Source organism: Rhizobium sp. C4, from assembly GCF_021026315.1.
Lineage (GTDB): Bacteria > Pseudomonadota > Alphaproteobacteria > Rhizobiales > Rhizobiaceae > Ensifer_A.
The window spans coordinates 117,808-141,042 of sequence record NZ_JAJNCX010000008.1; the positions used below are offsets into that span (position 1 = coordinate 117,808).

The 23,235-nt window shown below is 63.4% G+C and carries 21 protein-coding genes; 9 read left to right on the top strand and 12 right to left on the bottom strand.

What is annotated here, in order from left to right; translation table 11 throughout:
* Window positions 1–178: 178 nt before the first annotated feature.
* Genes LQK84_RS15250 through LQK84_RS15260 form a run of 3 tightly spaced genes read left to right on the top strand, consistent with a single transcriptional unit; the run spans window position 179 to window position 1,121 of the window.
* The gene (locus LQK84_RS15250; RefSeq protein WP_230829585.1) at window positions 179–445 is read left to right on the top strand and encodes a type II toxin-antitoxin system Phd/YefM family antitoxin; all 267 of its coding nucleotides are present in this window, start codon (window positions 179–181) and stop codon (window positions 443–445) included.
* Complete coding sequence (locus LQK84_RS15255) at window positions 442–864, top strand: type II toxin-antitoxin system VapC family toxin (RefSeq protein ID WP_230829586.1); 423 nt, start codon at window positions 442–444, stop codon at window positions 862–864. The genes LQK84_RS15250 and LQK84_RS15255 overlap by 4 nt, the downstream gene beginning before the upstream one ends.
* Before the next feature lie 47 nt (window positions 865–911).
* Complete coding sequence (locus LQK84_RS15260; RefSeq protein ID WP_230829587.1) at window positions 912–1,121, top strand: type II toxin-antitoxin system VapB family antitoxin; 210 nt, start codon at window positions 912–914, stop codon at window positions 1,119–1,121.
* 37 nt (window positions 1,122–1,158) lie between these two features.
* Here the strand turns inward: LQK84_RS15260 and LQK84_RS15265 are convergent, their stop codons facing one another.
* The 6 genes from LQK84_RS15265 to LQK84_RS15290 all read right to left on the bottom strand — a co-directional run bounded on the left by LQK84_RS15265 (window position 1,159) and on the right by LQK84_RS15290 (window position 7,452).
* Entirely contained in the window at window positions 1,159–2,112 is a 954-nt protein-coding gene (locus LQK84_RS15265; protein WP_230829588.1) for a sugar-binding transcriptional regulator, read from the bottom strand.
* A 49-nt stretch (window positions 2,113–2,161) separates the two neighbouring features.
* A complete protein-coding gene (gene repC, locus LQK84_RS15270) occupies window positions 2,162–3,421 on the bottom strand; it encodes a plasmid replication protein RepC (RefSeq protein WP_230829589.1) in 1,260 nt (419 codons plus the stop codon).
* 321 nt (window positions 3,422–3,742) lie between these two features.
* Window positions 3,743–4,804 (bottom strand): plasmid partitioning protein RepB, encoded by a 1,062-nt coding sequence (repB, locus tag LQK84_RS15275; RefSeq protein ID WP_230829590.1) that lies wholly within the window; start codon window positions 4,802–4,804, stop codon window positions 3,743–3,745.
* Window positions 4,805–4,830: 26 nt separating this feature from the next.
* A complete protein-coding gene (gene repA / locus LQK84_RS15280) occupies window positions 4,831–6,075 on the bottom strand; it encodes a plasmid partitioning protein RepA (RefSeq protein WP_230829591.1) in 1,245 nt (414 codons plus the stop codon).
* A gap of 265 nt (window positions 6,076–6,340) precedes the next feature.
* The gene (locus LQK84_RS15285) at window positions 6,341–7,042 is read right to left on the bottom strand and encodes an RES family NAD+ phosphorylase (RefSeq protein ID WP_230829592.1); all 702 of its coding nucleotides are present in this window, start codon (window positions 7,040–7,042) and stop codon (window positions 6,341–6,343) included.
* Window positions 7,039–7,452 (bottom strand): MbcA/ParS/Xre antitoxin family protein, encoded by a 414-nt coding sequence (locus LQK84_RS15290; RefSeq protein WP_230829593.1) that lies wholly within the window; start codon window positions 7,450–7,452, stop codon window positions 7,039–7,041. Before LQK84_RS15290 ends, LQK84_RS15285 begins: the two co-directional genes overlap by 4 nt.
* 171 nt (window positions 7,453–7,623) lie before the next feature.
* On the opposite strand from LQK84_RS15290, the gene LQK84_RS15295 reads away from it, so the two are divergent.
* Complete coding sequence (locus LQK84_RS15295) at window positions 7,624–9,048, top strand: phosphomannomutase (RefSeq protein WP_230829594.1); 1,425 nt, start codon at window positions 7,624–7,626, stop codon at window positions 9,046–9,048.
* 129 nt (window positions 9,049–9,177) lie between these two features.
* Here the strand turns inward: LQK84_RS15295 and aroQ are convergent, their stop codons facing one another.
* Both aroQ and LQK84_RS15305 read right to left on the bottom strand, forming a co-directional pair.
* Window positions 9,178–9,636 carry a type II 3-dehydroquinate dehydratase gene (gene aroQ, locus LQK84_RS15300; RefSeq protein WP_230829595.1) on the bottom strand — a complete coding sequence of 153 codons (459 nt, stop codon included), beginning with the start codon at window positions 9,634–9,636 and terminating at the stop codon, window positions 9,178–9,180.
* 98 nt (window positions 9,637–9,734) lie between these two features.
* Window positions 9,735–10,814: an MBL fold metallo-hydrolase gene (locus tag LQK84_RS15305; protein WP_230829596.1), complete on the bottom strand. Its 1,080-nt coding sequence runs from the start codon at window positions 10,812–10,814 to the stop codon at window positions 9,735–9,737.
* A gap of 238 nt (window positions 10,815–11,052) precedes the next feature.
* Between LQK84_RS15305 and LQK84_RS15310 the strand changes: the two genes are divergently transcribed.
* The 3 genes from LQK84_RS15310 to LQK84_RS15320 all read left to right on the top strand — a co-directional run bounded on the left by LQK84_RS15310 (window position 11,053) and on the right by LQK84_RS15320 (window position 14,691).
* Window positions 11,053–12,081 (top strand): enoyl-CoA hydratase/isomerase family protein, encoded by a 1,029-nt coding sequence (locus tag LQK84_RS15310; protein WP_230829597.1) that lies wholly within the window; start codon window positions 11,053–11,055, stop codon window positions 12,079–12,081.
* Between the two features lie 15 nt (window positions 12,082–12,096).
* Window positions 12,097–12,972, top strand: a complete 876-nt coding sequence (gene mmsB, locus LQK84_RS15315) for a 3-hydroxyisobutyrate dehydrogenase (RefSeq protein WP_230829598.1) — start codon at window positions 12,097–12,099, stop codon at window positions 12,970–12,972.
* Between the two features lie 402 nt (window positions 12,973–13,374).
* Complete coding sequence (locus LQK84_RS15320) at window positions 13,375–14,691, top strand: TadE/TadG family type IV pilus assembly protein (RefSeq protein ID WP_230829599.1); 1,317 nt, start codon at window positions 13,375–13,377, stop codon at window positions 14,689–14,691.
* A 131-nt stretch (window positions 14,692–14,822) separates the two neighbouring features.
* Here LQK84_RS15320 and LQK84_RS15325 read toward each other — a convergent pair whose 3' ends face one another.
* The gene (locus LQK84_RS15325; protein ID WP_230829600.1) at window positions 14,823–17,513 is read right to left on the bottom strand and encodes an ATP-binding protein; all 2,691 of its coding nucleotides are present in this window, start codon (window positions 17,511–17,513) and stop codon (window positions 14,823–14,825) included.
* A gap of 170 nt (window positions 17,514–17,683) precedes the next feature.
* On the opposite strand from LQK84_RS15325, the gene LQK84_RS15330 reads away from it, so the two are divergent.
* Together LQK84_RS15330 and LQK84_RS15335 are read left to right on the top strand one after the other, a co-directional pair.
* Window positions 17,684–18,166, top strand: a complete 483-nt coding sequence (locus tag LQK84_RS15330; protein ID WP_230829601.1) for a response regulator — start codon at window positions 17,684–17,686, stop codon at window positions 18,164–18,166.
* A gap of 18 nt (window positions 18,167–18,184) precedes the next feature.
* On the top strand, window positions 18,185–18,925 hold the full coding sequence (locus LQK84_RS15335) for an EAL domain-containing protein (protein ID WP_230829602.1): 741 nt from the start codon (window positions 18,185–18,187) through the stop codon (window positions 18,923–18,925).
* Between the two features lie 24 nt (window positions 18,926–18,949).
* On the opposite strand, the gene LQK84_RS15340 is transcribed toward LQK84_RS15335, so the two are convergent.
* The 3 genes from LQK84_RS15340 to LQK84_RS15350 all read right to left on the bottom strand — a co-directional run bounded on the left by LQK84_RS15340 (window position 18,950) and on the right by LQK84_RS15350 (window position 23,078).
* Window positions 18,950–20,656, bottom strand: a complete 1,707-nt coding sequence (locus tag LQK84_RS15340) for a M23 family metallopeptidase (protein ID WP_230829603.1) — start codon at window positions 20,654–20,656, stop codon at window positions 18,950–18,952.
* Between the two features lie 288 nt (window positions 20,657–20,944).
* Window positions 20,945–22,102, bottom strand: a complete 1,158-nt coding sequence (locus tag LQK84_RS15345; RefSeq protein ID WP_230829604.1) for a tyrosine-type recombinase/integrase — start codon at window positions 22,100–22,102, stop codon at window positions 20,945–20,947.
* Between the two features lie 403 nt (window positions 22,103–22,505).
* On the bottom strand, window positions 22,506–23,078 hold the full coding sequence (locus LQK84_RS15350; RefSeq protein WP_230829605.1) for a TetR/AcrR family transcriptional regulator: 573 nt from the start codon (window positions 23,076–23,078) through the stop codon (window positions 22,506–22,508).
* Window positions 23,079–23,235 lie beyond the last annotated feature (157 nt).

Below are 23,235 nucleotides of genomic sequence, written 5' to 3' on the forward strand. Positions count from 1 at the left end.
CGGCAAATCGTCGCTGCGGCGCACAAGAGCGGGTTAAGATATTGGCTTATTTCGAGAAATTCGCTTCATTGGGGCCGTTCCCCTCGGCGTGCCCGAGATACAACGAAAGGCCGCAATTGCCGGCCCGATCAATTTGGACTATATAGTCATTCTAGTCACACTGGTCAGGAGAGAGCCCATGAAGACCCCTGCCCCCAAACACGCAGACTGGACCGTCGCAAGCGCGAAGGCGAAGCTGTCGGAAGTGATCGAACGCGCGCAGACCGAGCCGCAGACGATTACCCGAAATGGCAAACCCAGCGTCGTCGTCGTGTCGGCGGAAGAATGGCAGCGCAAGACGGCCCGGAAGGGAACCCTTGCCGAATTCCTGATGGCTTCGCCGTTGCGGGGGCGCGACCTGGATATGGATCGGCTTCCAGACCCGCCGCGCGATCTTGATCTATGAACGTACTTCTCGACACGAATGTCCTTTCCGAGCCGATGCGGGCTCGGCCGAACAGCCGCGCTTTGCTCTGGCTGCATGAACTCGACGAAGATCGAGCCTTCATGAGCGTCGTTACGCTCGCGGAAATACGGCGCGGTGTGCCGCTTCTGGATCCTGGCCGTCGCTGGCAGGCGCTGTCAGACTGGCTTGAACATGACCTGCCTGAACGGTTCGAGGGCAGGCTTCTTCAGATTGATGCGGCAATTGCGCTCGCTTGGGGCGATGTGATGGCGGGCGCGAAACGCGCCGGGCGGGGCTTGTCGTCCATGGATGGTCTATTGGCAGCGACAGCCCTTGCGCATGACCTCACATTGGCAACACGCAACATCAAGGATTTCGAAGGTCTGGGCATCAGGCTCATTGATCCGTGGTTGACGTAAGGCCCCGAGCAACTGAAACTCTTTTGCGAAAGCGAGGATTTCCGGAGATGAGAAGGACAATCAATCTCGATGACTCCCTTTTGGAGCAAGCCCGTTCGCTCACCGGCATAAACGGGACCTCCGCCCTTATTCGAGAGGCACTCGAAACGCTCGTTCGGCTGGAATCCGGAAGGCGCCTGATCGCATTGGGCGGTTCCATGCCGAATGCAGGCATCGAACCGCGCCGCCGGGCTTCAAAGATGAAAGGCAAAGGTTAGACACCTCAAGACGCCGGGTCACCACCCTGCAGTCGTTTCACCCTTTCAGCAGCATCCTTGCGGCCTCTTCGTCCGTGATCAGCCCGTTGATATGGCCGCCCAGCACGGCGGCCTTGATGGCCGCATGCTTGCGCGCGCCGCGCGCCAGACCGATGACGGTGGAGGTCGCGCGATCGGGGATCGGCAGGCTTGCCACGCGCTGGTTGACGGGATGGTCGAGCAGCGTTCCATCGGCCCCGAAGATCCATCCGCAGATCTCGCCCGCCGCACCCGCCTTCAAAATGTCCTCCATCTCGTCGGGTCTCAGGAAGCCGTCGAGGACCAGCGGGGCTTTCAGCGCCATTTCGCCGATCCCGATGAAGGTCACATCCGATCGTCTGGCAAGATCGATCGCGGTTTCCATCAGCGGCTGACGATGCATCAGGTCCCGCTCGGCCCGGGACGAAACGATAACCGGCAGCGGCATCGGAAAATGCGGCGCCTTCACCGCATCGGCCATCGAGAAGATGACGTTGAAATAGGCGGCCGACCCGTCCGGACTGATATTGCCGGTCAGCGACACGATCTTGTGCTGCGGACATTCCATCGGCGGCAGCTGGTCGATGACGGCACGCAGCGTTCGCCCCGTTCCCATGGCAATGATCAGCGGTTCCGGCTGCTTCAGCCAGCGTTCCAGTTCCGCCGCACCCGCCTCGGCGACCCCCACCGGCAGGCCATCAGCCCCGGGATCCGTCGGAACGATTTCGACGCGCTTGAGGCCAAACCGGTCCATCAGCGCCTCAGCCAGCTCCATGCAGGCGGCAATCGGATGGTCGAGCCGAACCTTGATCAGCTTTTCGGCGACGGAGAGGGAGATCAGCCGCTGCGCGCTCTGGCGCGAAATGCCCATGATGACGGCAATCTCGTCCTGCGTGCGGCCGGCGACATAGTAGAGCCAGCCCGCGCGCGCCGCGTCGTCCAGTCTCGAATTGCTCTCGCCTCGCCTTGCCATCAGTCCTCGCTTACCCGGTGCCGCAAGCTGCCAAGTTTCGTTTGCGCTGTCAAACAGCTCGCGCCGGTTCGCAATGACGTCGTTCTCCGCTCTGCTCAAGAGCTCGCAACACGGGTCCCAGTGCAAATTTGCCGCTCAGGGCCTTGCTGGCGAGCGCTCGCAGATACCCTCCGGGAGCCCGGATATGCTCAGCCCGCTCCAGAATTGCCGCCACCGCGATGGCGGCCTGTATTTCTCCCATCGCCGCACAAGCCGTGTTCCAGGCCGCCGGCGAAATCCTGAGCATCGCCCTGACAAGCACCACCGCGCCCATGAAGTCGGCCCAGTTTCCGATCCCGTTCCGGCTATAGTCGGCAATCTGCGGGCAAGCTGTCAGAATCCGGGAAAGGGAAATCGTTTCGCGGCTCTGTTTGCCTGCAGCTTCGGCCTTCTCACCCGCATCATCAGTTGCGGTCTGATCGATCTCTTCTCTGATCTTCATAGCCGATTCATGAGTCTGATCTGATTCAGGATTCTGTATGTGGTGCTCAAATTGGTGCACAGAGGCGCTCAGTTCCGCCGCCGAAATTGTCTCGACATAGGCATTTTCCAGCTCGGCCCGCAGACGAAGCAGGCCATCCCGGCGCTCTGTCAGAGCCTCGATCGTCGCGTTGCGTCCGACCCGGCCGGAGAGCGCTTCGAGCCGAGCTTCGAAATGCTCCCAGTCCCCTGCCCTTCCTTCGTTCAGCGCCGCCTGCAACAGCTTGGCGATATCGCGGAGATGCAGCGTCACCTCGCCGCGCAAGCCCTGCCGCCGGCGTTCTTCGCCACGGATGCGCTCTGCCTGTGCGTGGATGGCATCGGCGGCAAGGCCGAGGGGCGCAAGATCGAAGCCGAACATGTCCTGTGGTGCACCATGGGCGTCGCGGCGGCAGTAGCGTTTGCCGTTCGGGCTGTCGCGGCGGAAGATGAGGCCGGCTTCCACGAGGGTCGCAATATGGCGGCGGATCGTTGCCGGCGACATGCCGCGGGCGCGCAGGGAGAGCTGCTGGTTGGACGGAAACACGATCAGCGGCTTCGAACCATCCAGCAGTCGTTCGGGATGAAAGCTCAACAATGCCTCCAGGACCGCAATGGAGCGGTCGGAGAGCCCGTAGGCGGACTTTGCCTCGGTGAGCGCCCGCAGCAATTGCCACTTGTCGGCCCCTGCCCCAGGACGCTTTGTCTCAGCGAGCTTCGCCTGGGCCTCTGTCACCTGCTTTCGCCGCAAAAATTGGCGCGCAACCATCCTGCCGCCGCCAAATGGCGTCGTTGCTATGTCGTCGTTCATGATCGCCCTCTTCCTTCAAGAGGCAAGACGGCGCCCTGACGGCACTTGATCTACGGGCACAGACCATCGCCGCGCATTTTCATGCACGGGACGCTTACGCATAACATATTGAAAACAGTTACACTTCTTCGTTTCGGCGCAAAAAGCTTTGCGCAGACTCTTGACTTTGCCCGGTGGAAGTGATTCTCTTGAACTGCTAGATAGAAGAGGGCTTCCGGGATGGTGACGTTTCGGGGGCCTTTTTTCTTGCTCGCTCTGCTCCTGTTGCTCGTTTCAGTGGACCGGGGCCGCGCTCATCGAGCCCTTCCCCTGCCTTGATCTCTATTTCGCCTTTGCCTCTTGCTGATGGGCGTTCCACGCCTCCTCGATCAGCGACGTGACGGTGGCGAGAAACGCGTCGGGGACCGGCGCGGTAAATTCTATCCTTGGCTTTCCGCCCCCCGCATAGACCTTGCCGAATGCCTTGCCGTCGCGGCCGGAAAGCGGCTCGCCACGATCGGGCTTGGGCTTCTGCTTGCGCGACAGGCGGTCGAACAGCATCTGGAAGCGTCGGTTGGTTTCGGCGGCGCGGAAACGCTGCGAGCCGGCCTCGTCGCTGGCGATCTCTTCCGCCGCCGGACGTGCCGTAAAGATCGCGCCGAGCGCCATCCAGCGCTCGCGGCCGACCTTGGGGGCCGGGCCGATATCGCGGGCAATGTGGAGCGGAATGCTGTCGGCGACCTGCAGAAGCCGCGACACTTCGCTCTTCTGCACGCCGAGGGAATCTTCCACCACCTTGCGGGCGAAGCCGCGCTGGACGAGCGCCTGCGCGAAGAAGGCACGCTCGATGAAGGTGAGATCGCGCCGCTCGGCATTTTCCTTGCCCTGCGCCAGCACCAGTTCGTCGTCGGTCAGCGGGCGAACGATCGCCTTGACCTTTCGCTCCAGGCTGCGCACGGCGGCAAGCCGGCGGTGGCCATAGGCGGTCTGGAAGTGGCCGGGCTTGTCCGGATGCGGGCGAACGAGAATGGGCACCTGCTGGCCACTCTCGCGAATGCTGTCGACCAGCCCCATGAACTCGCCATCGGTTTCGCCACGGGCGAACCGATCCTCGACGAAGGAGGAGGACACGAGTGCGCAATCGAGTTCGACGATGCGCTCGCCGTCCTCGAAAGCCTGACGCAGATTGCGCGCCTCTTCCGCCTCGCGGGCGAGCGAGCCGAGCGACAGCCCCATGGCCCGCACGGCGCCGGAGGCCGCACGCTGCGGGTCGGGCGCGCGCTGAGCCGCAGCCGGCTCAGCTTCCGGCATGGGCTCGGCCGACTTCGTTTCAGGCGCGACGGGTCCGCCCGGTCTCCCGGTGAACAAGGCCTTCAGTTCGTCGCGTCGCTTGCCGCTGGACATGGGTGTCTTCACTTCAGTTCAACTCGTCAGGCGCGGCCCCAGGCCGCATGGATCAATTGTTCGATTTCCGAATTCACCGCGTTCAGGCTTTCGAGCGCCCGGTCATAGGTCGCGCGGGTGAAATTCTCGCGGCCGACTTCATAGAGCGTCTGCTTGGTCAGGCCGGCATCCGAAATGGCGGTCGACTTGACCATCGGCGCGGTCAGCACGCGGTCGCCGAACAGCGAGCGCATGAAACCGGCAATCTGCGTCTGCGGCCCGTCATTCGGTTCGTAGCGGGTGACGAGATAGCGCAGGAAGTCGAAATTCAGCGTGCCGCCGGCTTCCCGCACGACCGACAGAAGGTCGGAGGTCATGAACAGGAACTGGCTCATCGAGGCGACGTCGAGCATCTGCGGGTGGACGGTGACGATCACCGAGGTCGACGCACAGAGCGCCGAGAGCGTCAGATAGCCGAGCTGCGGCGGGCAATCGAGCACGACGACGTCGTAATCGTCGGCGACCGTCTGCAGCGCTTCCTGGACGCGGGAGAAGAACAGCGCTTGCGAATGTTCGCCGGCTTTGCGGTTCGCCAGCACCTGCGGCGTCACATGCTCGAATTCCTGCAGCTCGAGATTACCCGGCACAAGATCGAGACCGGCGAAATAGGTCTTGCGAATGACCTCTCGCAGCGGACGCCGCTCGGCGTCGTAGCGGATGGCGCCATAGAGCGTGTCATTGCCGGTGAGATCGAGTTCCGGCTGGTAGCCGAAGAGCGCCGAAAGCGAGGCCTGCGGATCGAGATCGATGGCCAGCACGCGGTGCCCGCTCATCGCCAGATATTGCGCCAGATGCACGGCCGACGTCGTCTTGCCGGAGCCGCCCTTGAAATTGGTGACGGAGAGGACCTGCAGATGTTCGCCGCGCTCGGCATCGCGCCACTTGAGATAGCTGCGTGCCTTCTGTGCATTGCCCTTGGCGAGCGCCTGTTCGGCCAGATGCTGGCGCAGCGCATGGATGTCGGCAAGCGAATAGAAGCGGCGGCCGGCCACGCCGGTCGAAGGCTGCGGCCCCTCGCCTGCCAGCGACAGCTGGCGCAGATAGCCGTCGGAGACGCCGATCATGCGGGCGGCCTCGCCGGAGGTGAAGCCACGCAGCACCTTTTGCGCCGCTGGCGGAAACAGCCGCTCGCGCATCGCCTTCAGCTGATCGGAAAGAGCCGAGGCATCCGCCGCGATGGTGATATCGGCGGGGGGAAGCGATCGTGTATTTGCGGTCGCGGTGTTCGTCACGCGTCATCTGCCTTGCTGCGCGCGATGCTCATTGACGCTTCATGGATGCGATACGAAGGTGAGGTACCTCTTACATCGCGGAACGTCAGTTACGCTTCTGCGCGGATTATATCCAACTTGGCGTAAAAGTGAGACCAAAGGCGAGTCGCGTCAAGCATTAATTGCCGCCTCTTTCCCTTTGTTGTGACTCGTGATTTTGGCAGGCACGCCGCCATTTCAGGCGTCTTTCCGGCGACTGTTGACAGCTGTCAACGGCCCTGCCCGGTCACGACCGGTCGATCTTGAGCACGGCGTCGGTGTCGTGCTCGCGCACGTAATCGATCGCATGGCCGTTCCAGTGGAGATCGTAGAGGCGACCGGGAACGGGGTTGGCGGCAAGATCGGGATAGAAGAGCGCGACGCATTCGCCGCCCGGCCAGCGCGTGCTCGGATAGACGATGCCATGGGAGCCGGAGGCGTGCAGCGGTTCGGCCACCCCTTGCGCACCGGCATAGTTTTCCGGGTGCAGCCAGGCGGAGAATTCCGGGTCGCGGATGTCGTGCAGGTCGGCGCTGACGGAGAGCGTGATCTCCTGGCAGGTCGACACCCAGCCGGCAACCTCGCCGGTCGCCTTCAGAAAGCGCTCGTGGTGATGGATGGTCTGCAGGAGGGCGGCTTCCAGGGAATTGGCGGCATAGAGCACGCCGTAGCGGCCGGTGGAAAAGCGGCTCGGCAGATCGTAGCTGACCTGGGTGAACGGTCCCATGAGGACGCCGGTCTCGTCCTCGACCCGATGCGCCTCCGCTACGAGGTCGATATTGCCGACGGATTCCGACAGCCGCGCATCGGTCTTGCGCTCGGACGATGCGAGATGCGTCCAGTCATCGGGGCTTGCGATATCGTCGAAGATATTGACGCAGGCGGTGGCCACGCGAATGAAGCGGCGCGCCTGCGGCCATTCGATGCGGGTGACGGACGGAAGCTTCACCAGCCGCCCCGCCCGGAATCGAGGAAGCGGCGGATGCGCATGATGTCGGTCAGTTCGCCGTTCAGCATGATTTCCAGGGCCGACTTGCCGCCGAAGACGGAATTGCCCTTCGAGATCCATTCATAGGTGCGCTCGGGATCGCGGAAGATCATGCGCAGCGCCTTGTGAATGCCCATGAGGTTGGAAAGCCGCGCCTTGCCGTCGCGGGAAAGCCTGCCGATCTCGCCGGCCTTCCAGCGCCGATAGGTGCGCACCGGCATGTCGACCAGCGTGGAGGATTGTTCATCCGTCAGCGACCAGCTCTTGAACAGCGCGACGGCCGCGCGAAACATGGCTTCGCCCTCCTCGTCGGTGATCGGCGAGGCGACATATTCGCGGGCAAGCGTTTCGAGCGGCTGCAGGGATACCATGCAAGGTCCTTTGCGGGATCGTCCTTTTTGCCGGAAAATAGGAAGTTAAATGCCATATGGCAATAGGATTCACTTTCGGACGGCAAAGTGACGCCGGAACCGCGCCGTTTCGTTGACCGTTGATGAACAGATGTTACAAAGCGGCGCAGTTTATCGCAAAGGGGTGACGACATGAGCCTGAAGTTTGGAACTAGCGGCCTACGCGGTCTTTCGGTCGATCTGAAGGGCGAGCCGTCCTTCATCTATGCCAGGGCGTTCGCGCTATACCTCTTCGAGAGCGGCCTGGCCAAACCGGGCGACCGGGTGCTGGTCGGCCGCGACTTCCGCGATTCCAGCCCAGAGATTGCCGCCAATTGCATTGGCGCGCTGAGGCAGGCGGGGCTTCAGCCGGTCGATTGCGGGACGATCCCGACGCCGGCGCTCGCGCATTTCGGGCTGAAGCTGAATGCCGCGTCGCTGATGGTCACCGGCTCGCATATCCCCGCCGACCGCAACGGCATCAAGTTCTATCGGCCGGATGGCGAGATCGGAAAGAGCGACGAGACCGCGATCAACGTTCAGGCAGACCGTGTCCGTGCGGATCGCGCGGCGCTGGCATTCGTGGCGGGCGAAGGCGAGCAGCGCGGCGCGGAAGCGGCCGATCTCTTTGCCGCCCGCAACAAGGCTTTGCTGACGGCGGGTGCGCTGAGCGGCCTGAAGATCGGCGTCTACCAGCATTCGACGGTGGCGCGCGACATGTTCGTCGATGTGCTTGCGCATTACGGCGCCGAGGTCGTTCCGCTCGGCCGCTCCGAGACCTTCATTCCGGTCGACACCGAAGCTGTCTCTGCGGAATCCGTCCTGCTGATGCAGGGCTGGGCGCGCGAGCACGGGCTGGATGCCATCGTCTCCGCCGATGGCGACGGCGACCGTCCGCTGGTGGCCGACGAGACAGGAACGCCGCTGCGCGGTGATCTCCTGGGGTTGGTCGCTTCGCTCTTTCTTGGCGCCGACACCGTCGTCACGCCGGTCACGTCCAATTCCGGCATCGAGGCGGCGGGCGACTATCGCGTGGTGCGAACCCGCGTCGGCTCGCCCTTCGTCATTGCCGGCATGGAGGAGGCACGCGCAGGCGGCGCCTCTGCCGTCGTCGGCTTCGAGGCGAATGGCGGCACGCTGACGGGCAGCGACTTCACAGTCAACGGATCGACCTTCACGGCGCTCCCGACCCGCGATTGCTTCCTGCCAGTTCTCGCCGTTCTGGCGCGGGCGGCGGGCGAGAAGGTTTCGCTGTCGGAACTCGCAAAGGATTTTGCGCTTCCGGTGGCTGCAGCCGACCGGCTGGAGAATTTCGCGACGGAGCGGAGCGCGGCCCTGATGGCCTATCTGCGCGGCTCCGCCGAAAACCTCGCCCGCTTCCTCGCGCCGATTGGCGAAGCCGCGGAAACGAGCGATATCGACGGTCTCCGCGTCACGCTCAGGGATGGCCGCATCATCCACTTCCGCCCCTCCGGCAATGCGCCGGAAATGCGCTGCTATGTCGAGGCAAAGACGGAAGCGGATGCGGCGACGCTGCTTGAGGCAGGGCTTTCGGAGATCCGCAACTTCAAGGCCTGAGGCGAACCGCCCGGTTCTCACCCTGAGGAGCCTGCGCCATGCGCAGGCCTCGAAGGGTCGCGGCGACAGGATGATCCTTCGAGGCCGCCCCAAGGGCGGCGCCTCAGGATGAGGGCTGCAGCGCTTTGCTCAGACCTTTGCGGCCTTTGCCGCCGCGACCTTTTCCACCACGCTGCGCAGGCCAAGCTGGTAGCCAAGCGTGCCGCAGCCGGCAATCACGCCATCGGCGCGCAGCGAGACATAGGAGTGGTGGCGGAAGCTCTCGCGCTTGTGGACGTTGGAAATGTGGACTTCGACCACCACGCCTTCGAAGGCATTGAGCGCATCGAGAATGGCGACCGACGTATGGGTGAAGGCGGCCGGGTTGATGACGATGCCGACAGCCTTTTCGCGTGCTTCATGGATCCAGTTGATGATCTCATGTTCGGCATTCGACTGGTGGAAGCGGATGTCATAGCCGAGTTCGCCGGCAAGGTTCCGGCAGTCGGCCTCGACATCGTTGAGCGTCTCATGGCCGTAGATATGCGGCTGGCGCTTGCCGAGCAGATTGAGGTTCGGGCCGTTGAGAACGAAAATCGTGTCCGGCATGTGCGGGCTCCTGGATGACGAAAAGCATTGTCCGTTTGCTTACCCGCTCGCGCCGGCTTTTTCAAATGAGGTGTTGCGGGTGACCGAGTTGACAGCTGTCAACGCGTCGGCAGAACCACACGAAGAATGCCGTCCGCGTCCTTTGTCCAGACCAGTTTTTCCCGGTGAATCAGCAGGTTCACATGAGCATGCGTTTCGGAAAAGGCAAAGCTCATCTGGTGCGGATCGAGCGCGCGGGGGAAGAGAACGGGGACCAGATCGGCAACCGTCATCGGCTGTGACCGCACGGCAGACACGATGAGCTCGCAGCGTTCCTCGTGATGGGCAAGGATTTCCCCGACGCGGGTGTGAAGCCCGTAGAAAGGAAGCTCGTGCCCCGGCAGGATGAGTGTCTCTTCCGGCAGGCTGGCGGCAAGTGCGCCAAGGCTGCGGGTATAGAGGCCGAGCGGATCGCCATCCGGCTCCACGGCCCAGACGCTGACATTCGGCGTGATGCGGGCAAGCACCTGGTCTGCGGCGAGAAGCAGTTTCGCGGAGGCATCGTAGAGCATGATCTGCTCGGGCGCATGGCCGTCGCCGGAGAGGATGTCGAAAACCCGCGCGCCGATCTTCAGCTTCTCGCCTGCCACAAGCCGGAAGAAGGTGAGCGGCAGCGGGGTGACCATGCGCAGGTAATAATTGCCCTGTGTCGCGACCATCTCGGCGGCCGTTTCGCTCATCCCGTGGGCGCGATAGAAGGTGCGGTAGGCATCCGCGCCCAGCGCGTTCGGGCTCAGCGAAATGTTGTTGCAGGCGAGAAAGCCGGTCTGGCTGGTGAGCAGCGGAATGTCGAATTCGGCGCAGAGCCATCCGGCGAGACCGATATGGTCGGGATGGTGATGGGTGACGATCAGCCGGGTGAGGCGCTTGCCCTTCAGCGGTCCCGAAAGCAGCGCCTTCCAGGCCTCCCGTGTGGCATCATCGGCAATCCCCGTGTCGACCGCGGCATAGCCGTCGCCATCCTCGATCAGGAAGATGTTCACATGATTGAGCCGGAAGGGAAGCGCCAGGCGCGCCCAGAGAATGCCGGGCGCCACTTCGATGCAAGCGCCGGCGGCAGGCGGCGTTTCGATCGGAAAGCTGACGGGTCGGTAGGTGGCGGCCGTGAGGTCGGCTGTCGCCGGGCGGGAAATGGTCACTCGGGTTTCCTTCTGGTCTTTTCCCGCAGAGTGCCGTGTTGAGGGCGGCCATGGCAAGCCCTAAGCAGGGCTTATCATCCTAAAGGTGACTTGCCGGGACGGCTTTCCTCTTCCTATAGTCACCCGGCTTTCAGGGAGGAAGGAAAGGCCGGACAAGGGCCTAAGCCCTCTTGCGAGCTGATTCCTGCATGGGAATCAAAGAATTGAAGCAGACAGGCATGAGGAGGAGATGGTGCTGATGGGCGATGTGATCACGAGGATCGAGGGGCGGGCAGGGGTTGTCACGCTCAGCCGGCCAAAGGCGCTCAACGCGCTCTCCCACCCCATGAGCCTGACGATCGAGGCCGCACTGGACGCCTGGCGCGACAATGCCGATGTGGCGCTCGTCATCCTGGAGGCCGAGGGCGAGAAGGCCTTTTGCGCCGGCGGCGACATCGCCAGCATCTATCATCAGTCGAAGGCCGGCGAACTGCAGCCCGCCCGCGACTTCTGGCGCGAGGAATATCGGCTCAATGTCAAGATTGCCGAATATCCCAAGCCCATCCTCTCCTTCATGCAGGGTTTCATCATGGGCGGCGGCGTCGGGCTTGGCTGCCATGGCAGCCACCGCATTGTCGGCGACACCTCGAAGGTGGCGATGCCCGAATGCGGCATCGGTCTCATTCCCGATGTCGGCGGCTCGCTGATCCTGGCGCGGGCCCCCGGCCGGGTTGGTGAATATGTCGGCCTGACGGGCGAACGGCTGAATGCGGCGGACGCAATCCTCGCCGGATTCGCCAACCTCTATGTTCCGGAGACAGATTGGCCGGCGCTGAAGGCAGCGCTGATCGAGACGGGCGACGCCAGCCTCGCGAACAAGGCCGGCCGGCAGGCGGAGCGCGCGACGCTGCCGGCCCTGATGCCGATGCTCGATCGTGTGTTTTCGGCCGAAACCCTGACCGACATTCTCAAACGTCTGGACCGGGAGGAGGGCGAGGCCGCTGAGAAGGCGCTTGCCGCCATCCGCCGTGCGTCCCCCATTTCGCTGGCGGCGACCCTCGAGATCGTCCGGCGCGCCCGTGGCTTCTCCTCGGTGCGCGAGGCCGTGGCGCTGGAATATCGCTTCACCTGGCGCTCGCATGAAAAGGGCGACTTTGTCGAAGGGATCCGCGCGCAGCTGATCGACAAGGACCGCAACCCGCGCTGGAAGCATCCGGCGGCCGATGCGGTCCCGGCGGACTACATTGCCATGATGCTTGCGAGCCTCGGCGAAAACGACATTCGATAATCGGGAGGAAACAACATGAAGATCGGTTTTATCGGGCTCGGCAATATGGGCGGGCCGATGGCCCATAATCTTGCCAGGGGCGGGCACGAGGTCCGGGGTTTCGATCTCGCAGCGCCGATGCCGGAGGGGGTGACGAAGGCTGCGACCGCGGGGGAGGCGGCCCAGGGCGCCGATGTCGTCATCACCATGCTGCCGAACGGGGCGATCCTGCGCGCCGTCGCCGCCGACATCATCCCCGTCATGAACAAGGGTGCGGTTTTCCTCGATTGCTCGACGGTGGATGTCGCCAGCGCCCGTGCCGTTGCGGCAGACGCAGAAGCGGCCGGCCTGATGGCGATCGATGCGCCGGTGTCTGGCGGGATCACCGGTGCTGCTGCCGGAACGCTGACCTTCATGGCCGGCGGCCCGGATGCGGCCTTCGCCATCGTCAAGCCGCTTCTCGACATCATGGGCCAGAAGGCGGTGCATTGCGGCGCGGCCGGAGCAGGGCAGGCGGCCAAGATCTGCAACAACATGATCCTCGGCGCAACGATGATCGCAACGTGCGAGGCCTTTGCGCTCGCCGACAAGCTGGGTCTCGACCGCGCCAAGATGTTCGACGTCGTTTCGACCTCCTCCGGCTATTCCTGGTCGATGAACGCCTATTGCCCGGCGCCCGGCGTTGGACCCAAATCGCCCGCCGACAACGGCTACAAGCCCGGCTTTGCTGCCGAGCTCATGCTGAAGGATCTGCGGCTTTCGCAGGAGGCTGCTCAAAGTGTCGACGCCGATACGCCCATGGGCGCCCGCGCCACCGAGCTTTACGCCGCCTTTGTCGAACAGGAAGACGGCCGCGGCCGGGATTTCTCCGCCATGCTTCCCCGTTTCGAGACGCGGGGCAGGGGCGATTGAGGTCTTGTCGCGTCGCCCGGATTGATGCCGGGCGACTGCGGTGATCGACGCTGAATCCTACCGAGACCTTACAGCGATACCGCGACGCGTCGAATAGATGCTATCTGAGGTTATACAGTTTTCACGCGAAAGTTGGGCGCGCGCACTATAAGGATTATTCATTTATTAATAACATAAAATACATGCGAAAAATCGCATCTGGATCGGACTCTCAAGAATATTTTCAGAAATAAATAACGCCTTCGTGCGACGTTTTTTGACATCAGTCAAAGAGGTGCAACGCAACACAGTTGTCTCGGCCTCGGCGCACTAACAGCCGTGCAGGCAGAGGCGGAATATCTCTTGAGAAGCAAGTTCCCGTTTCAACTGTTGAAGCTCGTTGTTCGGGATCGTCGTGCCAGCATGCCGATCATGTTCGCCATGCTGTTTGGCGGGCTGATGCTCGCAGCCGGCGGCACAATCGATATAGCCACCATCATGCGGGTTCGCTCGAACATCCAGAACGTGTCTGACAGCGCCGCTCTTGCGGGCGCTTCGCAATACCGGCTGGGAAACAGCGACACGAATGTGGTCCGGCAGGTGGCGCTCTCATTTGCCAACTCCGCACTGTCTTCCGCCGGGATCGATGGAGAGCCCACGGTCACGGTGAATGATGCCGATCGATCGGTGAAGGTGGCCATTGCGGCCAAGGTGCGCCTGCATTTCATCCGGCTCGGTGGAAGCGCCGGCTATAGCGTCAATTCCAACGCGACCGCGCGGGCCGGAAGTTCGAGCGTCATCTGCCTGCTGGCGCTGGGAGACGGTTCGACCAATCTCGGTGTCGACAATGGGAGGGTGACTGCCTCCAAGTGCAACACGCATTCGAATTCCAAGAGCAGCGACGGTCTTATTTTGAACGGCTTGTCCACGATGTCCGCGAAAGTGAACTGCACGGGTGGCGGATATGTCGGCTCCGACGCCGCCTTCGATCCTAAGCCGGCGACGGACTGTCCGGCAGCAGCCGACCCGCTGGGCTCGCGTCCAGCGCCCAGCGACACGAAATGCGACTTCAAGGACTACAAGGTTGAGATCGGCCTGCAGACGCTTCATCCCGGCGTCTATTGCGGAGGGCTTGTCATCGACAAGCCGAGCCGCGTTCGCCTGATGCACGGAACCTATATCATGAAGGACGGCCCGCTTATTCTGACGAATGGAGCAATGCTGAACATGGTGGATGCCGCCGTCTATCTGACGGGAAAGGATGCGGTACTCTATTTCGACTACACGACGACCCTGGACCTCAGTGCGCCCGTCTCCGGACCCATGGCCGGCATCCTGTTCTTCGAGGACAGGGGCGCGCCGACCGGGCGGCTTCACCAGATCGGAAGCCGCATCGCGCCCCAATTGTTGGGCACGATCTACCTTTCGCGGGGAAAGCTTGTCGTTGGCCAGCTTCCAACAGACGATGTGCTGCAGTTCGATTGCAAGTCGCAGGCCGCCAACAATGCCAATCTTCTGGCGCGTAATCCGGCCTTGAAGGGCCGCCTTTCGTCGCTGGTCACGGTGCCGTGTCCCATGCCACCCATCCACGTCTCGCTGCAATCCGCATGGACCCTGATCGTTGCCCGGCATGTCGCGATCAATGGTGGCGTCGACCTCGTGCTCAATGCCAATTATGACGCAGCCCCTGTCGCTCCGCCGTCCGAGGCGATGAAGGACTCGACGATATTGGTCCATTGACGGCCCGGCGTTGCGGTTCCGGATAACGGAGCTGCGGATCGCCAGCAATAGAGCAGGGGATGTCAGGATCGTAGACGCGGCATGCAGTCACCGCGGAGCGCGAGAAGTACCAACCCTTGCCTGTCAGCGGTTCAGATGCGGCTGCGCCAGTCGCCGATCTCGCGCATGACCGTCTCGCGGTCTTCCGCCAGCTTTTCGATGTCTGCGGGATCGACCAGCGCCTGATCCTCGCGGGCGAGGCGCTCAAAGCGGGCGGCTGTCTCGGCAATGGCGCGCGCGCCGACATTGAAGCTCATCGATTTCAGCGCATGCGCGACGCGGCCCAGCCGCTCGACATTCTCCGTCGCCACGGCTTCGCGCAGCTCGGCGATCCGGTCGGCCGATTGCGTTTCGTAGAGGCCGATGATGCGGTCGACGACCGCCACGGCGCCGCCAGCCATCTTGAGCAGGTCTTCGAGCACGGCCAGATCCAGCTGGCCTTCCGTCGCCTCCGCCGTGGCCGTCTCCTCGATGGCAAGCGCATCCGCGCCGGTAGCATGCGTGGCGATCACCTCGGCAAGGCGCGCCAGCGTGAAGGGCTTGTGCAGCACGCCGTCCATGCCCGCCTCGCGCCAGGCATCCGCCGCCGTGCCGATGACATGCGCCGTCAGCGCGACGATCGGCGTGCGCTGGCGGTCGCCACTGTCCTCTGCCGCACGGATTTCGCGCGTGGCATCGAAACCGTCGAGCTCCGGCATCGAGCCGTCCATGAGCACGAGGTCGTAACGGGTCTTGAGAACCGCATTGACCGCCTGCCGTCCGTCCTCGACGAAATCGGCCACAATCCCAAGCCGGCGCAGCGCCGCGTCGGCCACTTCGCGGTTGACCTCGGCATCGTCGGCGACAAGCACCTTGAGGCCGGTGAAGCTCGGCGTGGAATTGTCGCGCTGATCGGACCCGCGCGTCTCCTCCGAAAGCGGGCGGCCCTCGATAAGCCGGCTAACGATCTCGTTGACCTCGAAGGCCGAGACGGGCCGCGTCAGCGCGCCATCGGCGCGGCGCGCCGAAAGCAGGCTTTCCGGCCGCTCGTCGGCAAAGCCGACAGCCACGATCGCGCCCGATCCGACAAGGTCCAGGCGGGGGCGGTTGGCGAGGCGATCGAATGCTGCGACCACCAGCTGGGCGCCGGCAGCGCGCGCGGGCAGGGCCTCGCCTGATACCGTTTCGACTGTAAAGCCGGCCTGTTCGAGGTAAAGATGAAGCGCCTTCTCCGTCTGCTCGCCATCGACCGAGACCAGTGCCACCGGTGCGGCGGCCTGTTCGCCGCTCCAGCGCGCCCAGTCGGTGTCCGATGACGGCGTGGCAAGCGGCAGCGAGAAGTGGAAATTCGTACCGGTACCGAGCCTGCTGGTCACGGCAATCTCGCCGCCCATGGCGGTGACGAGCCGGCGGGCGATGGTGAGGCCAAGCCCGGTGCCGCCGAACTGGCGCGTGGTCGTCTGGTCAGCCTGCGAAAAGGCCTCGAAGATCGTGCCGAGCTTGTCCTCTGCAATGCCGATGCCGGTGTCGATGACCGAGAAGCGGATGCGGTCCGCGCCATCAAGGCCGACCTGGATGGTCACGCCACCCTTTTCGGTGAATTTCAACGCATTGTTGACGAGATTGCCGAGCACCTGGCCAAGCCGTGTCGGATCGGCATCGATGCGGGTGTTGCGCGGCAACTCGATCCGGGCGGCGAGATCGAGTTTCTTGCCGTGGGCGCGATCGGCAAACAGCCGGAGCACGGTGTCGACCGCCTCGAAGGGGCTGACCTCCAGATGCTCGACGTCGAGCTTGCCAGCCTCGATCTTCGAGAGGTCGAGAATGTCGTTGATGATGGCGAGAAGGCTGGCGCCGGAGCGGGCAATGACCTCCGCCTGCTTGCGGGCGCGCTCCGGCATCTCGCTGGCGGCCAGCAGTTCCGCCATCACGAGGATGCCGTTCATCGGCGTGCGGATTTCGTGGCTCATCGTGGCCAGGAAGTCCGATTTGGCGCGGTCGGCGGCCACCGCTTCGGAGGCAGCGCGCTGGTAGTCTGCCGTGCGGTCGGCAACGTCCTGTTCCAGCCGTTCGCGATGCCGGGCCAGCCGCTCGTCGCGCTCGTGGATGTCGGCAATCATGCCGTTGAAGCCTTCGACCAGCAGGCCGACCTCGTCATTGCTTTCGCGCGGCAGCGCCACGCGATAGTCGTGTTTGACCTTGATCTGCGCCATCGCGCCGGCAAGCCGCATCAATGGCCGTGTGATGGCGCCCTGCAGGCGCAGCGCGATGAAGATGGCAATCACGAGGGCCGCGCCTCCGCCGAGCAGCGCGGTCTCGACAGCCGACCAGACGAGTGCGGGAAGATCGCGCGTATCGCCGATGAGGCGCAGAAGACCGATCTGCTGGCCCGCCTGGATCACCGGAACCTGAACTTCGATCGTACGGCTTCCCAGAATGTCGGTCATGGAAACCGTCTGGTCGGGCTGGGTGAGTACGAGGTCGCTGGCCAGCTGTTCGGTGGCGCCGAAATCCGCAAGCGTCTCGCCATCCGGCAGGTTCAGGCCGACATAGACAAGCCCCTCGATCCGGCCCATGCCGCGCAGCGCCCCTTGCGCTGCCGGCACGTCGCGCGACGCCATCGCATGAGCGGCGGAGGAGGCGATCACCTCGGCCACCGAAAACAGGGCCTGCGGGCGCGAAACGGCGTAACGGGAGGCTTCCTGCCAGGCCGTGAAGGTAATGACAAAGACCTCGGCCAGGGAAATCGCACCAATAACAAGCAGTACTAATTTAGTTCTGATGGAAAAAGATCTGCTCGCCATGGTCATGTTTTCTACAAATTCGTGCGGTTTATGGAAAAGTAAACGAATCGTCCTTACAAACCCTTATCAATTTAGGGGTAGGATAACGTTGATTGTTGGGGATGTTCGACGGTTGCGGCCAGTATCTGGCCGGGCTCTCGAAAGTCTCTTTCTCAGGCATGTGAGTTGAAATGGCGACCGTCGCGCGAAACGCTAAATTCGATTACGTCGAGTCCGAGACGCTGCAGATCCTCGCCGTGGATGACGATCCGATCCAGCGTGAATTCTGCTCGGTCTACATGACGACGCCGGCCGTTTCGGTGGAAACCGCCGATTGCGCCGAGGCAGGGCTTGAGCGCCTGGAAGCCGGCGGCTTTGGCGCGCTTCTGGTCGATGTGGACATGCCCGGCATGAGTGGCATCGAACTGGTCGCGCTCCTGCGAAGCCGTCCGCGCTATGACAAGCTGCCGATCATGGTGATTACCGGCAACGACGACATTCCCTCCATTGACGCGGCCTATGCGGCTGGCGCGACTGCCTTCATGTGCAAGCCGGTCAACTGGCGGCTGCTGTCGCATCAGGTGCGCTTCATGGTCCGGGCTCATCGCGCCCTGATGGCTGTTGGCGACGATGCGTCCGCAGAGGCGGCGCATATGTCCGCCGTAACGCAATAGGGAAGTGCGGGTTTCGGCGTGCAGGATGAGCTTTTCAAAAATCTGACGCTGCACTATCAGCCGCAGATGACGGCCGATGGGAAGACTGTTGCCGCGGCCGAAGCGCTCCTGCGGGTGATCGAACCCAGAGGGCGGTTCCGGCATACGGGTGACGTGCTCGCCTATGTCGAAGAGACGGACCAGGTCGCAGCGCTCGACTGGTGGATTGCGGAACGCGCCTGCCGCGACGCGCTGCGCTGGCCGGGCCTCTCCATCGGCATCAATCTCTCGGCGGGACGCTTCCGCGATCCCGAGCTCGCGCCACGCCTCATCGGGATGGTCAAGACCATCGGCGTGCCGGCGAAGCAGATCGAACTCGAAATCGTCGAAAGCTCGTATATCGAGGACTTCGATGCCGCCAACCGCAATATCAACCAGCTTCGCGCCGCGGGCCTGCGCATCGCGCTCGACGATTTCGGCACCGGCTTTTCATCGCTGACCTATCTGCTGAAAATGCCGGTCGACAAGCTGAAGATCGACAAGTCCTTTGTCGACGGGCTCGGCGAGATCAAGTCGACCGCCATCGTTCACGCCGTCGTGGCGCTTGCCCGCGCCGTCGGCCTCAAGATCACCGCCGAGGGGATCGAGAGCGAGGACCAGTGGCGGCTCCTCAAGCTTGCCGGCTGCCACTACATGCAGGGCTGGTATTTCCATAAGGCCATGGAGCCGGACGCGCTGACCGCGCTTCTGGCCGAGCAGCGGATCCCCAGACCGCTCTGACCGTCCCATCCCGAACCTGGCGGCTCAACCGTGATCGGGGGCGTGCGCGCTCTTGTCCGAGACGCCGATGAGCTTGCCCATGCCGTCGATCTGATCGGCCTGCCGGCGGAAATCGTCGAGCGATGCGCCGGACAGAACCGTGCCGGCGGGGAGGGGCGTCGCCGTGGGGTCGAGATAGCGATTGTCCTTGCGCAGCTCGTAATAGAGATGCGGGCCGGTCGATAGGCCCGTCGATCCGACATAGGCGATGGTCTGGCCCTGCGTCACCCGCTGGCCGACCGCGAGACCCTTCGCGGCCCTGGCGATATGAGCATAGGTGGTGAAATAGCCCTGGTCGTGGCGGACACGGACATAGCGGCCATAGCCCGGCTGCCAGGAGATGAGTTCCACGGTGCCGTCGCCGGCCGCCAGAATGGGCGAGCCCATGGGCCCTGCGTAATCCACGCCGTCATGATGCTTGCGCACCCGCAGGATCGGGTGGATGCGCCAGGCGAAACCATCGCCAAGCCGCCCGCCCGGCACGGGGTTGGCCAGCAGCAGCTTCGACACCGAATGGCCCTGGGCATCGAAGAATTCCGCCGGTGCAGCCTTGTCGAACTTGTAGCGATAGAACTTCCGCTCGCCATCCTTGGTGTTGAAGGAGACGGAGATGAGCTCGCGCCGGCCGCGGCCTTCGCGGAAGACCAGATTGATCTTCTTCGTCAGGTCGTCATGGCTGGCGGCCTTGATGCCGTTCTTGCGGGCGAGATCCACGACCTCGACGATGATCTTTGCCGGAACATGCGCGGCGAGCATTTTCTTCACGAGAAGCGGCGCGAAACTGGTTTCGGCCTTCAGGTCCGGCGCGGCGTCTGCCTCGACGGTGACTGCGTTGTCCTGCTGGTTGGCAATCGCCTCGCGCTTCAGCCGCTCGTACAGCGCCGGCTTGGTGATGCGCTGGAAGCTCTGGTCCTCGACGCGGGCAAGGATCGTGTCTTCGCCGGAGGGCTTCTGCAGACGGGCCATGACGATGTGCTTGCCATCGCTGTGGTCCGCCAGAATGACTTCGAACGCGTCGCCGAAATGCAGCGTGGATGTCGACAGCGCCTCCGTCAGGCGCTGGCACTCGAAGGCCGGCACCTGCAGCCCGCCCAGCGCCTCCTCGATCACCTCGTCGCGTTTCGGCATCAGGGCGACGCGCGAGACCGGCTCGGCCTGCTGCTTGACCGAGAGGCTGACATTGACAGGCTTGCCGGCATGGGAGCCACCCGAGGCGAAATCGGCATAGGCGAGCGGCATGCCCGCGATCCTGTTTGACCGCACCGGTTTGACGTCACGAAGCACGGCGGCGAAGACATCTTCCGCGCCCGGCCGGCCGGGTCGTTCGGCGAAGGCCTGCTGAGGCGCCGGCTGCGCCTTGTCGTCTGCGGCCACCTGCGGCGTGTCCAGATCGATATCGGTGCGGAAATAGGTATATTCCGCGAAGGACCCGTCCATGCGCGCTTCGAGCATGTCGATGCGGGCGAGGTCGGAACCGGCAGCGGCGGGCAGCTGCAATCTTGCCTGCTTCGGACTTGCGGCAGGAGCTCGTTGCTCAGGCGCGGCCGACGCGAGAACCGGTGCGGCAACGACCGCTGGCTCCTCACGGACGGTCGCCCGCAGTGCTTCCCAGCCGCAGCCCGCACCCGCTGCACCCAGCAGGATGATCGCGCCAAGGAGGCGGCTATGGGTCTGCACACGAAAGGGAATCATGCCACGGCTGATATGAAGTCTGCCCAAATCTTGTCGTCCCCAGCGGAAAAATAATCTCTTTTCAGAGAGTTAGACGAAGTTGAGGGCAATCCATCCGGTTTCGGCTTGCCACTGGCCGCTATAAGCAGGCGGCTCCCGAGCGACAAGTTAAAACTCTGTTAGGTTATTGTAAGGCGACGAACGCGCCCTGATGCCTGTGAATAGAGTGGAAAAACCGAGCTTCCGGAAAGGGCGACACGGAATTGCCGCATCCTGGTGGGTAGCGACCGGAGGCGCCGGGGCCGCTGATCAGATCACCACTCTCGCCGCCTTGCCGTTCCTGCGGTTTTCGTCGTTGTAGTAGCTGGCGGCCTGCGCCAGCGAGCGGTGCTGCGATTGCTGCATGGCCTGCTGCAAGGGCACGCCCAGATTGGCGGCCTCGGTGAGGTAACCGGCCCGGAGGCCGTGGGCGGAGAACTTGGCCGGATCAAGCCCTGCCTTTTCGCAGCGCGACTTCAGGATGAGGTTGACGGCCTGGGGGGTGAGCGGTCGGCGGTCGATATTGCCCCACTGATCGATACGGCGGAAGACCGGACCGGTCTCGATGCCGGCGGCGGCAAGCCAGGCCTTCAATGCGGCAACCGGTCGGCCGACCATCACGGCGCGTGCGTCCTCGTCGGCCGCTGTCGTCTTGGTCCGGCCAAGGCGCAGGATCATGCAGGGCATCTGCCGCGAATTCGGATCGTTCGGATTTTCATGCACGGGTTCGTCGTCGATGAGATCGTCGACGCGAAGCGCCGCGAGCTCCGAGCGCCGGCGTCCGCCGGAGGCAAAGGCGGTGAGCAGAAGCGCACGATCGCGCAGGTCGGCCAGCCGATCCGTCGCGCAGGTGGCCAGCAGCCTCGAAAGCACATCGCCGGTGATGGCCGACTGGCTCTTCCTCCCCCGCGGTCGGGCCTGTGCCCGCACGGCAAGCCGCAGTGCCGCGCGCACCGAGCTTGCCAGGAAGTCGCCTTCAAGCCCGCGCCATTTCGTCAGCACGGACCAGGTGGTCAGTCGGCGCTTGACCGTTGCCGGCGCGTGCGGGCCGGTGGCGCGCAACAGTCCCTGACTGCGCAACGGCGCCTCGACGTCCGCTGGCATGCCATGCGCCGGGTCGATCTCGCGCCGCGCCGGGTCCCAAAGATGATGGGCGATGAATTTCAGCACCAGGCTTTGCGGCGCCGGCCAGGGCAGGGGGCCCTCGGTCGCCGCCATGCACCAGGCCTCCAGGTAGCCGAGATCGGAGGCAAAGGCCCGCAACGTGTTCTCGCCCATGCCTTCAGTCGCCAGATGTTTCAGCGTGGCGACATCCTCATCCGTGAGCAACGCGGCCAGCTGGTCGCGCCGGTCGAAGGGCAGGATCGCATCCAGCGCATCAAGCTGCTCGGCGCGCGCCAGAACTGGACCGGAAAGAGAATTACTCATCGAATGGACGCCCTGAAATCGTTGATCGGGTGACAGGTGCCGGTTGGTTCCGCTGCGAATCATCGGTCGCGGAAACGAAGCACCGTGAACACGAGCCATAACCGGTCGAGCCCGGCCATTGCAAGATTTCACTATCGATATCAGAAGCTTATCGTGAGAGAGCGCTACCTTAATTCTCAGTTCGCGCTGTGAATCTTTCTGGCGCTTTCTCTTTCGTTTACCATCTGTTTACCATGAAAACAGGGTGTTAGGTTGGAGCCTCGCCGACGACATTTCCTCCCTGCGGGAGGTCATATCCCGTCGTGGTCCTTTTGGGCTGTGCCTGCGGCTGTGGGTTGACTGGTCGCGCCGCTGCCAAGGAAAGCTGAGGGGGCTGGCGAGCCATCGTGCTTTCAGCAGACCCTTACCGGATCTTCATTCCGTCGAGGAAAATGTCGATGACGCGCAGGACATGCGCCTTCCACTCGGGGCCGGCCGGGCGGGAATAGCCCACGGCATAGGCGGTGGAGAGCAGGTCTTCGGCCGTGATGTCGGAACGAATTTCACCGGTTGCGATGGCGCCTGCGACCAGCTGGCGGACGGCCTCCTGCAGGCGGCCCGAAACTTCCGCATACATGGCCTTGGACCCTTCGGTCGGCACGAGCGACAGCGTGCCGAGAAGCCCGCGCTTGGTTTCCACCAGATCGACCAGGGCATGAATCCAGTGTCGCAGCGCTTCGAGCGCGGAGGATTGAACTTCCAGCGCGCTCGCGAGTTCTATCAGCTGTTCGACCTCGCGTCGGTACACGGCCTGGAAGAGGGCTTCCCGGGTCGGAAAATGGCGATAGAGCGTGCCGATGCCGACCTCCGCCTCGCGGGCCACGGCCTCAAGGCTCGCGCCCGGGCCGCCGCCGGCCAGAACGGTCTTGGCGGCTTCGATCAGGCGTTCGCGGTTCCGCGAGGCGTCGGATCTCGGTTTGCGCCGGGCGGATTCCATAATTGTCGAACGTCTCTCTTGCTAAACGGAGGCCGCCTCCGTATATTGTTCTTGCCGGTGGGCGAAGTATGTACTCTCCCCGGCCCCCTGCCAAGGGCCTTCACCCCCGTTAGAGCCCGGCCTGCCCATTCACCGCTTACTGAACAGCATGGAGATT